The 11,597-nt window shown below is 67.0% G+C and carries 11 protein-coding genes; 9 read left to right on the top strand and 2 right to left on the bottom strand.

From position 1 onward, the window contains the following. Nucleotides 1-27 precede the first annotated feature (27 nt). The 5 genes from AC6EKW_RS00055 (at nt 28) to AC6EKW_RS00035 (ending at nt 6,601) form a co-directional block, all read left to right on the top strand. Nucleotides 28-1,275, top strand: a complete 1,248-nt coding sequence (locus AC6EKW_RS00055; RefSeq protein WP_498513308.1) for a molybdopterin molybdotransferase MoeA — start codon at nt 28-30, stop codon at nt 1,273-1,275. Nucleotides 1,276-1,280: 5 nt separating this feature from the next. After that, nucleotides 1,281-2,300, top strand: a complete 1,020-nt coding sequence (locus AC6EKW_RS00050; protein WP_498513307.1) for a helix-hairpin-helix domain-containing protein — start codon at nt 1,281-1,283, stop codon at nt 2,298-2,300. After that, nucleotides 2,290-4,065, top strand: a complete 1,776-nt coding sequence (locus tag AC6EKW_RS00045) for a DEDD exonuclease domain-containing protein (protein WP_498513306.1) — start codon at nt 2,290-2,292, stop codon at nt 4,063-4,065. Before AC6EKW_RS00050 ends, AC6EKW_RS00045 begins: the two co-directional genes overlap by 11 nt. 84 nt (nt 4,066-4,149) lie before the next feature. Continuing rightward, nucleotides 4,150-4,848, top strand: a complete 699-nt coding sequence (locus tag AC6EKW_RS00040) for a response regulator (RefSeq protein ID WP_273886516.1) — start codon at nt 4,150-4,152, stop codon at nt 4,846-4,848. Further along, a complete protein-coding gene (locus AC6EKW_RS00035) occupies nt 4,835-6,601 on the top strand; it encodes a sensor histidine kinase (RefSeq protein ID WP_498513305.1) in 1,767 nt (588 codons plus the stop codon). Before AC6EKW_RS00040 ends, AC6EKW_RS00035 begins: the two co-directional genes overlap by 14 nt. Nucleotides 6,602-6,730: 129 nt before the next feature. On the opposite strand, the gene AC6EKW_RS00030 is transcribed toward AC6EKW_RS00035, so the two are convergent. Both AC6EKW_RS00030 and AC6EKW_RS00025 read right to left on the bottom strand, forming a co-directional pair. Next, nucleotides 6,731-7,366: a site-2 protease family protein gene (locus AC6EKW_RS00030; protein ID WP_273886518.1), complete on the bottom strand. Its 636-nt coding sequence runs from the start codon at nt 7,364-7,366 to the stop codon at nt 6,731-6,733. A gap of 76 nt (nt 7,367-7,442) precedes the next feature. Beyond that, nucleotides 7,443-8,243 (bottom strand): hypothetical protein, encoded by an 801-nt coding sequence (locus AC6EKW_RS00025; RefSeq protein WP_498513304.1) that lies wholly within the window; start codon nt 8,241-8,243, stop codon nt 7,443-7,445. A gap of 106 nt (nt 8,244-8,349) precedes the next feature. Here AC6EKW_RS00025 and AC6EKW_RS00020 point away from each other — a divergent pair, with 106 nt between their 5' ends. The 4 genes from AC6EKW_RS00020 to AC6EKW_RS00005 form a co-directional block, all read left to right on the top strand. After that, nucleotides 8,350-9,474 carry an AI-2E family transporter gene (locus AC6EKW_RS00020; protein ID WP_273886520.1) on the top strand — a complete coding sequence of 375 codons (1,125 nt, stop codon included), beginning with the start codon at nt 8,350-8,352 and terminating at the stop codon, nt 9,472-9,474. Between the two features lie 7 nt (nt 9,475-9,481). Beyond that, entirely contained in the window at nt 9,482-10,108 is a 627-nt protein-coding gene (locus AC6EKW_RS00015; protein ID WP_273886521.1) for a CDP-alcohol phosphatidyltransferase family protein, read from the top strand. A gap of 25 nt (nt 10,109-10,133) precedes the next feature. Next, entirely contained in the window at nt 10,134-10,589 is a 456-nt protein-coding gene (locus AC6EKW_RS00010; protein ID WP_498513303.1) for a hypothetical protein, read from the top strand. A 396-nt stretch (nt 10,590-10,985) separates the two neighbouring features. Beyond that, a partial coding sequence (locus AC6EKW_RS00005; RefSeq protein ID WP_498513302.1) for a hypothetical protein occupies nt 10,986-11,597 on the top strand: 612 nt, incomplete at its 3' end.

The raw sequence follows: 11,597 nt of genomic DNA, 5'->3' as shown, positions 1-11,597 counted from the left end.
AATTCGACATCGAAGGGAGAGGTCGTCGTGCAGACTTTCGACAGGCTCCTGGATTACGGAGAGGCCGTGGAGATCATCCTGAAGAACACCCCGCGGTCGTCTGCGGTGGGGGTGCCCCTGTCCGAGGCGCGGGGGCTTGTGCTCGCGGAGGATCTGGTGGCGAAGTTCGACTCTCCGCCGTTCGACAACTCGGCGGTGGACGGCTACGCCTTGAGGAGCCGTGACGCCGGGGCCGGGCGGGTGTTCCGGGTGGTGGACGAGGCCCCGGCGGGCCGCCCGTCGAAGAAAAAAGTCGGGGAGGGGGAGGCGATCAAGATCTTCACCGGCGGCGTCGTCCCCGAGGGAGCGGACGCGGTGGTGATGGTCGAGAACACGAGCGGCTGGGGCGAGGAGTTCGAGCTGAAGAAGCCGGCGCGTCCCGGACAGAACGTACGCCGGAGCGGCGAGGACGTGCGTGCGGGCGAGGTGATCCTGCGCGCCGGGACCGAGATCGGAGCACCCGAGATAGCGCTCGCCGCGAGCCAGGGGTACGCGGAGCTTCCCGTATTCGGGAGGCCCCGGGTGGTCGTCCTCTCGACCGGGAGCGAGCTCGTCGAGCCGGGCGAGAGAAGGCTCGAGCCGGGGGAGATCTACGACTCCAACTCCTACGCGCTCGTCGCGCAGGCGCAGGAAGCGGGAGCGGTGGCACGCAGGCTGTATGCCGCCTCCGACGAGGAGGGTACGCTGCGCTCTGCGGTCGAGGAGGCACTCTCGGAGGCGGATGTGGTCCTGACCAGCGGCGGCGTATCGGTGGGGGAGAAGGACCTCGTCAAGTCCGCGATGCGCGACCTCGGCGTCGAGCAGGTCTTCTGGGGGATAAACTTCAAGCCCGGGAAGCCGCTCTTTTTCGGTCTTCGGGAGGGGGTCAGGGTCTTCGGGCTTCCGGGCAACCCGGTGAGCGCGATGGTCTGCTTCGAGGTCTTCGTACGTCCGGCGCTGATGAAGATGGCCGGGCGCAGGGAGGACGCGAGGCGGCCGCGGATAAAGGTGTACTTCGACGAGGTGGTGCGCAACCGGGTGGGGAGGCTGCACGCGATGCGGGTGCGGCTCTCGCGCACCGGGAGGGGCTGGCGCGCCGAGTCCGCCGGGGCGCAGGGCTCCGGGCTCGTCAGCTCGCTCACGAAGGCGGACGCGCTCGCCCTGATCGGTCCCGGGGCCGAGGTGCGGCCCGGGGAGGAGGTCGAGGCGATCGTGCTGCGGGAGGAGGTGCTGCTGGGGCAGGATGCTAGAATGTAATCCCGATGTTGGGATCAGAACCAGAGGAGAAGATCTTCAGGCTGCGCCTGATGAAGGAGGTTGCGCCGGGCGTGCCGGTGCACTTCTCTTTCTACTCCCCTTCGGTCAAGGTACAGGTGATGCGCGACGCCGAGACGCTTGCCGGCGCCAACGGCCGCTACATCGGCGACGCGGTGACCATAGAGTTCGTCCCCGAGGACTACGCGGCGGTGGAGCGGGTGCGGGAGTTCGTCTGGCGCTGGGAGGAGTACAGCGAGTTCACGGCCGTGCGCAAGATCAACCACCTCCGCCGCGGCGTCTTCCCCGACAGCGTACATGGGATGCTCGAGCGCGTGAGGGGGGTGGATCGGAGGGCCGCGGCGAAGGCTGCGGAGGCCATAGAGCCGGAAGAGCTGCGCCAGATGATAGACGAGAGCGACGTGAAGGCCCTGGCGCGGCTGCCCGGGATCGGTGAGAAGCGCGCCAGGGCGATCGTCACCTTCTACGAGAACGAGCGCAGCGGGCGCGTCTTCCTGTACGCCGCGAACCGCAACGACCGCTTCCGGGGCAGGCCCGTGGTGACCGAGCTCGACCTCGAAGGAGACCTGGAGGAGCAGGTCTTCGAGCACGCGCTGCGGGCGCAGAGGCTCGGTGACCCGGACCCTTTGAGCCCGAACGAGCCGCCGGGGCACACCACCGTGCGGGACGCCAACCTGCTGCATCCCCTGCCGATGACGCCGGCGCTGATGGGGCGAAGCGTCTACCATCCCGAGCAGGTCGAGCTCTTCGCCAGGACCCTCAGGAGGATACTCATCGACGGCGAGAGGCTCGCCGGGGTGGATCAGCTCAGGATCCAGCGCGGCAAGATCTTTCACACCGAGGTCCTGCCCGGGGTGGGGGCGAAGACCCGGGACAGGGTGCTGGCGAGCGGGCTCCTCGACGATGAATATACTTACGAGAACCTGATGAGCATCCCCGGCATAACCGAGAGGCAGGCGAGAACCATAGCCGAGGCGGCGAGAAGAGCGGAGACGCGTGTCCTCTAGCCTCTACGGCTTTCTCCGAAGCCGGGGGGCGGTGACGCCCGAAGAGATCGCAAGGGAATTCCTCGCCATCCCCGATGCCAACGGCGAGGCAAGGGGTCTCGTGGAGCGATTGGTGGCCGGAGATGGCCGGTTCACGTGGGACGAGCAGGGGATGCTCGGGGTCGTGGACCTCGCCTCCCTCGGGCTGGACGAGGCCGAGTACGTGGTTTTCGACTTGGAGACGACGGGCTCCTCGGCGCGCGAGGGCGGGATCACGGAGATAGGGGCGGTCAGGCTGCGGGGTGGGCGCATCGTCGAAGAGTTCGCCTCGCTCGCGAACCCCGGGCATTCCATAGATCCTTTCGTGGTCGGGCTCACCGGGATAACGGACGAGATGGTCCGTGGGGCCCCACCCGCCGGCGAGGTGGCCTCCCGCTTCGAGGGGTTCGCCGAGGGGGCCGTGCTGGTGGGGCACAACGTGCGCTTCGACTGCGCGTTCGTCGAGGCGGCGCTCGGGCGGACTCTGTCCAACCCGACCCTCGACACCCTCAGGCTCGCCCGGCTGCTCGTGCCCGGTCTGCGGCGGTACCGGCTCGCCTCGCTCGCGGACCACTTCGGGATCGAACAGCGTCCTAACCACCGGGCGCTCGCCGATGCTTCGGCGACCGCCGGGGTCTTTCTGAGGCTTCTTCCGCTGCTCGATGAGATGGGGGTGACCACGGTGGGGGAGGCCGCGTCTCTGCGGAGAGGGCGGAGGAGGAGCAAGCGGTACATCATCCCGCGGGATCTCCCGCATGCGCCGGGGGTCTACTACTTCGTGGACCGGCGGGGGGAGGTCCTCTACGTCGGGAAGGCCAAGGACCTCAGGAAGCGGGTCGGGAGCTACTTCGGCGGCGGGGACGGCCGGCGCAAGGTGGCCCGCCTGGTCGAGGAGGCCGCCGGGGTGCGGTACCGGCGGACGGAGAGTGAGCTCGAGGCGCTGCTGCTCGAGGCGCGGGAGATCCGGCGTCTTCTGCCCCGTTACAACACGGCCGGCCGTGTTGAGCGGGCGGGGTGGTACGTGAGGCTGGATCTCTCGCAGAGGTACCCGGTGCCTGAGCGGGTCGCCGCGCCCGGCGGGGGAGAGGAGATCGTACTCGGTCCCTACGGTAGCGCCGGCATGGTGGATTGCTGCATCGAGGCCCTCGGCAGGATCTTTCCCCTGAGGCGGTGCCCGGATGAGGGGGATGGTCCCTGCTTCTACGGGCAGATGGGCCGCTGCGGGCCGTGTTCGGGGATGGACGAGGAAGAGTATCGCAGGGAGGTGGTCCAGGAGATCGCCGCGCTTTTGCGCGGCCGGGGCGGGGAGGAGAAGCTCGACGCCCTCCGGCGGGAGCGTGACCGGCTCGCCGCCCGACTCGAGTTCGAGGGCGCGGCCCGCCTGCGGGACTTTATCCTCGGAATCGAGAGGCTCAGGGCCACCCGGGCCGCGATAGGCTCGGAGGGCGTGTGCGCGGTGCTCTCTGCGGCCTCCGAGTCCGGCTGCGTGGAGGCTTTCGCCTTCCGGAGCGGGAGGCTCGCCGGATACCGCACCTTCTGCCTTGGTGAGGAAGAGAAAGTCCGCCGTTTCGCCAGAGGAGTGCTCGGCGGCCGGCGGGTTGAGACCGTCCGGGGTCCGGACGAGCTGCGGATCGTGGTCGGTTATCTCAGGAGGCGGCCGTCGCCGCTGGAAGTGGTGCGTCTGGAGGGGGAAGAGGACCTCGTCGCGGCCGTCCGGAGGGTTCTGGCCGGGGTTCCCGGGAGTTAATGTATCCCCATTAGCATGCTAGAATCGGGGTGTGTGGCGCACACCGGCTTGTGATCCCGCGGCGAGAGAAGAGGCATAAGGAGAGTGGTTCAGAGCGTACAGGGAAACACCCGCAAGATCCTCCTGGTGGACGACGAGCCCTCCATCCAGAAGATGCTCACCCGCGCGCTCGAGCGCGAAGGGTTCGAGGTACACACCGCAGGTGACGGGGAGGAGGCGCTCGAGGCCTTCTCGGCCTACCAGCCGCACCTGATCATCCTGGACATCATGCTGCCAAAGCTGGACGGTACCGAGGTGTGCCGCAGGATCCGGGCGCAGAGCGACGTGCCGATCATCATGCTCACCGCCAAGGACGACGAGATAGACCGGGTGGTCGGCCTGGAGCTCGGCGCCGACGACTACGTGACCAAGCCCTTCGCCGTGAGAGAGCTGGTGGCGAGGGTGCGGGCGATCATGCGCCGGGTCTCGGTGCCGGCGGGGCAGCGCCAGGACGAGTTGAGCTACGACGGGCTGAAGATAAACATCCCCAGCCGGCGGGTGTCGGTCGAGGGCCGGGAGATCGACCTCACCTACACCGAGTTCGAGCTTCTCGTCACGCTGGCCTCCAACCCCGGCCGGGTGTTCTCGCGCAGCGCCCTGCTCACCAGGGTCTGGGGGGACGAGTTCCGCGACGAGCGTACGGTAGACGTGCACATCCGCCACCTGCGCGAGAAGATCGAACGCGACCCTCGCAACCCGGAGTTCATCCACACCGCGCGGGGCGTCGGGTATGTTTTTCGGTAGGAAGCGAGGCCGGAGGAAGGAGGGTGCGCCGCGCCGCAAGGGTGCGGGCTGGCCGCGGATAGGCATCCGGGCCTGGCTCACGGCGCTCTTCGTGCTGGTCGCGGCGTTCGCGGGGGCGACGGCCTACGAGGTCGTCAAGCCCATACTGGCCGAGACGCTCTACCGGGCGAGCCAGGCGAACTTCCAGCAGGTGGGCGAGCAGTTCCAGCGCGAAGTCCAGCGCAACCCTCACTTCGACTACTCCCGGTTGAAGAACTTCGCGGCGAGCCACGACGTTCAGTGGGGCATCGTGCAGGACGGCAAGCAGGTCGCGGGCAACCTCAGCGAGGGCTGGAACCCGACGACGGTCAAGGAGGCCATAAAGACCCGCCGCCCGCAGCAGAGCCCTCCTCACACGATTCAGCTGGGGGTGCGCAAGGGGCAGGAGGTCTACACCTACGCGGTCCCGGCGCAGGGTAAGGACAAGGCCATCGTCTTCCTCAAGTTCTACGCGCAGAGCGACATCCTCAACGCCGATGCGGCCCTCGGCAACATCCAGCGCCTGGCGATGATAGCCGGCATCCTCGCGCTGGTGATAACCGGGCTCGCGGGCTACATAGCGGCCGACATGATCGCCCGGCGGGTCACCCGTCTCGGGATCGCGGCCGACCGGCTGGCGGCGGGGAATTTCAGCGAGCGAATAGAGACGACGCTCAAGGACGAGGTCGGAGATCTGGGAGCGACGTTCAACGCCATGGCATCTTCTCTCGAAGGAGCCTTCCGCCAGGTGGAGCAGGAGAAGGAGCGGAGCAAGGCCATCCTCGACGGGATGACCGACGCGGTCATCGGGGTGGATGCTGAACTGAACGCGACCTTCCTGAACCCGCGGGCTCAGGAACTCCTGGAGTCCTCGGGGAGTGAGTTCTACTCCCGGTTGCGGGAGATACTGGCCGAGAGCCGCGAGAGAGGCCCGATAACCTCCGAGGTGGAGGCCTCAGACAAGGTGATCGAGGTGCGCGCCGCGCCGCTGGAGGACGGGGCGCTCGCGATCATGCGCGACATCACGGAGCAACGCCAGGTGGAGCGGGCGAAGGCGGAGTTCATAGCCAACGCCTCCCACGAGCTGAAGACGCCCATCTTCGCCCTCTCCGGTTACCTGGAGATGCTCGAGGACGAGGAGGACGAGGAGGTGCGGCAGGCCTTCCTGAAGGACATGCGCGCCCAGACCGAGCGTCTGCAGAACCTGGCCCGCACGCTCCTGGACCTCAGCCGCATAGACTCCGGAGCGCTGACCTTCCGCACCGAGGAGGTGGACCTGGAGGAGATCCTCTACGAGCTGCGCCGGGATTTCACCTACACCGGGCGCGAGATCAACGTGGACGTAGAGGGAGAGGTGCCCCCGGTGGAGACCGACCCCACCCAGCTCCACCGGGCTCTCGCGATCCTCGTAGACAACGCCATAAAGTACTCCGCCGACGGCTCGCCGGTCGACCTCATCCTCAAACGGGAGGGCGACCGCGCGGTCGTCAGCGTGAGAGACTACGGCTGCGGCATCCCCGAGCCCGAACAGGAGCACATCTTCGACCGCTTCTACCGCGCCCAGGGCTCCTCCCGCGCCGACGGCACCGGACTCGGACTCGCCCTCGCCCGTGAGATCACCGACCACCTCGGGGGTGAGATCACGGTCCAGAGCCGCCCCGACGAGGGGAGCACCTTCTCAGTCTCCCTCCCGGCGCTCGACCGGGCCGGCGATAAAGAGCGCAAAGTATCTTAACGCAATTTTAATTTGTTCGATGTGTTGCTACGCTTCGGAGTGGGTAGAATATTTGTGGGGCAGCTTTCCGGGCCGTAGACTCCCCCCTCCCTGCGGTACCGGGAAGTGCCCCTCTCTTTTTCGCCGCCCTCAGTAGAAGAGCGATGGGAGTCCGAAGGCCTGGAGTATGGGCTGGCTGAGGCGAAGTATGTAGCCGAAGATCGAGAGCGAGGGGACCAGCCAGGGCAGGAGGAAGAGGGCGAGCAGGATGAACGGGCCGTAGTGGTTCATGAACACCACGAGTCCGTCCAGCGAACGGGGGAGGAAGGGGAAGATCACCTTGGACCCGTCCAGCGGAGGGATGGGGATGAGGTTGAAGACGAACAGCAGGGCGTTGACGAAGGCCACCGCGACCACGATGAGGGCCAGGTAGCCGCTCTGCAGCGCCGGCAGGCGGAAGAGCAGGGCGCAGAGGGCTACGATGAGGAGGTTCGAGAGGGGACCGGCGGCGGCCACGGCGACCGGACCTAGGACTCCTCCACGCGTCTTCGAGGGGTTGACCGGCGTGGGTCTGCCCCAGCCGAAACCCGCGATGAGCAGCATGATGCTGCCGAGCGGGTCGAGGTGGGAGGCGGGGTTGAGCGTGACCCGTCCCTGCCGGTAGGCCGTGTCGTCGCCGAGCATCATGGCGCTCCAGGCGTGGGCTGCCTCGTGCAGCGTGATACCCACGGCGAAGCCGAGGAGAACCGCTATGGCGGCCGCCGGGCTCTGGGAGAAGAGGCTCACGAACATGGCCTCTAATGATACACGCCGGAGGTGATTCCGGCGTGTGGCGGCCTCTGGTGTCGAGGCCGAGGCCCCGTTAGTCCAGTCTGTAGACCGAGATCGTCACGTGGTTCCCCGCCCCTTTGATATACGAGGAGAGCTGGGTCTTCATGACGGAGGAGGAATCCGCGACGGTGCCGAGGCGGGTCTGTCCGGCCTCGACCGGGCTGTCGACGCCGACCCCGTTCTTTATCTTGCCCAGGAGCGCCACCGCGACGCGCTCCTGAGGGGCTGCGTCAGGTTGGATCTCTATGACGCTCGCGCCCTGCAGCAGGGGGTCCGGTCGCACGGCGGTTATGGTCCCGGAGACCGGAGCGTAGACCGGCGCCCCGGCCGGCGCCCCCACGTCTAGGGCGCCGGTCTCCGGACCCTGACGTCCCGCGGGTGCCATCAGAAAGTAGCCCACCGGGCTGCCGGCCTCGCCCGAGAGGATGGTGATCAGCGGGTTGGCCGAGAGGTTCCGGCCGCGGGGGGAGAGCGGGACGAGCCCGTTACCGGCCGGATGGTATCCCAGACCCTCTATCTGCCGGGGGCGTATGGGGGTGGAGATATCGAGCCCGCCGGCCCGGGCGAGGATCAGGGTGGGAGGGGCTTCCTTCAGGGAGGCCGCCCTACCGTGCCCGGCCCCCAGGACCACCGCCGTCACGAGCGCCGCTACGAGCGCGAGAAGGCCGGCTGCCGTCATCCTGCGGCGCCAGAAGACCGAGGACTTCCGGTGGCGCTTCTTGCGCCGGGGCGGGTCCGCGGCCGTGCGGGCCTCTTCCTCCTCATACTTCTTAGGGCGGGTGAGCACCCGAAGTTCGGGCCTTCCTTCAACAACATGTTGTGTTCTCTGCATCCGCATCCTCCCCATGCTGGCGGCCGATTATACAGATGGGGCGGGGGGCTGTAAACTTGCTGGCGGGGTCGACCCGGTCGTGTAGTCTTCTCTTTCCGGAGCTCTGATGTCGGCGAAGAGGCTGCTGGTATCCCGGTATCTACAGTACGTGCTCCTGGCCGCCGCGCTCGTGGTGCTGGTGGTCCTGGTGCGCCAGATAAGCGGGGTGCTGCTCACCTTTTTGATGGCTATGGTCCTCGCCTACGCGCTCAACCCTCTCGTGCGCCGGTTCGAGAGATGGGGGGTTCCGCGGCTGATCTCCGTACTCGGGGTCTACCTGATGCTGCTCCTCCTGGCGGCCGCGGCGCTCGTCGTGGTTATAGTACCCGCCATCAGGCAGGTGCAGGCGCTCTTGGGGAACCCGCAGACGATCACCGACCAGGTCACGGCGTTCCTGGACTGGCTTCGTCGTCTGCCCTACGTCGGGGAGCAGGCCGCGCTCCTGGATCGACAGACGGCGGCTCGCTTCGTCAGGGGCAACCTGCCGCCCGCCGGGACGATTCTGAAGGGGGCTCTAGGGGTCATCGGTGGGGTGTTCGGGATCTTCGGCACGATCCTGAACCTGTTCTTGATGTTCATCATCTCGATCTACCTTTCGCTGGACAGGGAGCGGGTCGTGGGGGCGGCGCTCGGTATGGTGCCGGAAACCGTGCGGGAGCAGACGATCGAGCTGTTCAGGGCGGTGGAGGGATCGCTGGCTCGTTATCTCAGGGCGCAGCTCCTGCTGTGCGTGCTCATGGGGGCTATCGGATGGGGGATAGTCTTCTTCACCGGCGGGCGCTACGCGCTCTTCATAGGGGTGTGGGTGGGTTTCACCGAGCTCATCCCCGTCCTCGGTGCTTTCCTGGGTGCGGTGCCGGCCGTCGTACTGGCTCTGCTCGACGGGCCGGTCGAGGCTCTGGTGGTGGCGCTGCTCTTCCTCCTCGCCCAACAGCTCGAAGGGAACATCCTGGTGCCGAAGATCATGGGAAGCTCGGTCGGGGTACATCCGCTGTGGGTCATGTTCGCCATGCTCTCCGCCACGGCTCTCTACGGGATCGCCGGGGCACTGTTCGCCGTTCCGGTGGTGGCGATGGTGGCGGCCGCCATAAGGTATCTTAAGGGTACGCTGGTCTTCGAGCCGTGGAGCATGGCCCCGGTCGTGCCCGTTTCCGAGGAGACCGGAGAGAACGTAGACGAGAAGGAGAGGTAGATAGCCCGTGAGCCTGCCACGTCGTGAGCCGCGCCGACCGGTGTCGTTCAAGGAGTCGCTGCGGCAGTTTTTTCTGGGGCCTCTTATCCGCCTGCTCTCCACCATGCGGGTGCGGCCGGATACGCTCACCATGCTGGGGTGGGCGCTCTCGCTGGTGGCCGCCGGGTTCTTCGGGAGCGGGCACGTGAGGGTGGCCGGGGTGATCATGCTGGCCGCCGGGCTCTTCGACGCGCTCGACGGCGCGGTCGCCCGTCAGTCCAACCGCATCAGTCCCTTCGGGGCCTTCCTCGACTCGACGCTCGACCGGTTCTCGGAGTCGGCCGTCTTCGTCGGGATCATGTTCTTCTACGCCGACTCTTCCCGCCCGGTCGAAGTGCTCCTGACGGGACTGGCCATGACCTTCTCGCTGCTCACCTCCTACACCAGGGCCCGCGCCGAGGGACTGGGATACGAGTGCCAGGTCGGGTTGCTCGAGAGGGCGGGAAGGGTCGTGCTCCTCTCCGGCTGCGCCATCCTGGGCATCCTCGTCGTCGGCGTGTGGGCCGTGGCGCTGGGTGCCTTCGTGACCTCTTTCCAGCGAATCCTCTACGTGCGCCGTGTCACCATCGAGCACAGGAAAGATCCCTCCTCCTAGCAGCCCGAGGGCGGGTTACGAAGCCATGCTCCGCGCGCAGAGTTCCCGCCTCGCCCGTCTCGCGGACGAATACGGTCTCCCCCGGCCGCTGGGCGACCCCGCATCCGCCGTCCTCCTCGTGATGGAGCCCGATGCCGGCCCCAGAGCCCTCGAGGCCCTCTCCCTGAGCCTGGACGCCGTCGGCCTGCGGAATGCCTCGGTGTGCTTCTTCTCCGGAGAGAGCCTCGCCCTCTGTATCCTCACCCTCCAGCCCCGGGTGCTCGTCGCCGTTGGAGACGTCCCTGCCCGCGCGGTGGATTCGGTACACTTCCCCCTCGCCCGTAACGATTTCTCGCAGGCCACCCCCGGGGAGTGGTTCGACTGGACCGCATCCATCCTGGGCCTTCTCCTCCCCCCCATCTCACCCGCCCTCGACGACCCGATCCGCAAACGTCGCTTCTGGAGCGCCTTCCTGCGGCTGCGCGGGCTCCGGTTTTCGTAGAAGATTAAAAATTGTTAAAAATTGTATCGGGACGGAAACAACATTATGTTGTGGAGGGGTCAGGTGGAGGGCAAGACAGATTGCGTTTAGTGGGGTGACGGGTGTTTTTCGGTGGTGATTCTGGCGTTGCGGAGTCGTGCGTCGTTGATTTAGAGTCCTCAGCCGGAGGGGGGAACCATTTGATGGTCCCCCGGGGCTTGGTTGAAGAGCCGGAGAAGAAGGTTGTGGAGGCCAAGGGAGGGAGCCCGGATCATGCCTCGGAGGGGAAGTTTAGCCTTAGCGACGACTCTGGCTGCGGCCGGCCTGTTTCTGGGAGGGGCTTCGGCCGGGGCTTCTCCCGCCGGATTGAAGGTTGATCAGGCCAAACTCGGTGCCGCGCAGCAGAGGCTGGCACAGTTGGGGCGCAGGTCCGCGGCGGCCTACGAGGACTACAACAACGCCTTGTACGAGCTGAACCGCATAGACGCCAGGCTGGCCCGGACCGACCGGGCCCTCGAACGGGCGCGGGAGCGCCTGAAGTCTTCCCGGAAGGCTCTGAGGGAACAGGCCACGCAGGTGTACAAGAGCGGGGATCTCGGGTTCGTGGACGTCCTCGTCGGCACCCGCAGCTTCTCGGAGTTCACCTCGCGGCTCGACATGCTCGTCAACGCCTTCATCCAGCAGAGGAACAGCTACGAGAAGATGCGCGCGGCGGAGCAGGCTCTCCTCTCGAAGAAAGCCGCTCTCCAGGAGCAGCGACGGCGGCAGAGCGAGGTGTTGAAGAAGGCCGAGGCGAAGCGGGAGCGAGCCCTCCGGCTCCGAAAGGAGGCCGCCGCGTACCTCGATTCGCTCGACGCGAAGGTGGCCCGGGAGATAAAGGCACGCCAGGAACATCAGGCGGCGCTCGCCAGGAAGCAGGCCGAGTCCGCCCTCCGGGTGGTGAGCAGCGGCGCCTCACAGACGGCGACCCCGGTCTCCGTTTCCGTCGCTCCGGTGCAGTCTCCGGCGGCCGAGGCGGCGGCCAGGGCA

The sequence above is a fragment of the Rubrobacter sp. M3-4 genome, assembly GCF_059772285.1.
The sequence above is the reverse complement of the archived record's forward strand: the minus strand, read 5'-3'. Positions and strand labels throughout refer to the sequence as shown.

What these genes read in the sequence shown, in the direction of transcription:
- AC6EKW_RS00050 (WP_498513307.1), top strand. Translation starts at nt 1,281, where the DNA reads ATGTTGGGATCAGAACCAGAGGAGAAGATCTTCAGGCTGCGCCTGATG.
- AC6EKW_RS00035 (WP_498513305.1), top strand. Translation starts at nt 4,835, where the DNA reads ATGTTTTTCGGTAGGAAGCGAGGCCGGAGGAAGGAGGGTGCGCCGCGC.
- AC6EKW_RS00025 (WP_498513304.1), bottom strand. Translation starts at nt 8,243, where the DNA reads ATGCAGAGAACACAACATGTTGTTGAAGGAAGGCCCGAACTTCGGGTG.
- AC6EKW_RS00020 (WP_273886520.1), top strand. Translation starts at nt 8,350, where the DNA reads ATGTCGGCGAAGAGGCTGCTGGTATCCCGGTATCTACAGTACGTGCTC.
- AC6EKW_RS00010 (WP_498513303.1), top strand. Translation starts at nt 10,134, where the DNA reads ATGCTCCGCGCGCAGAGTTCCCGCCTCGCCCGTCTCGCGGACGAATAC.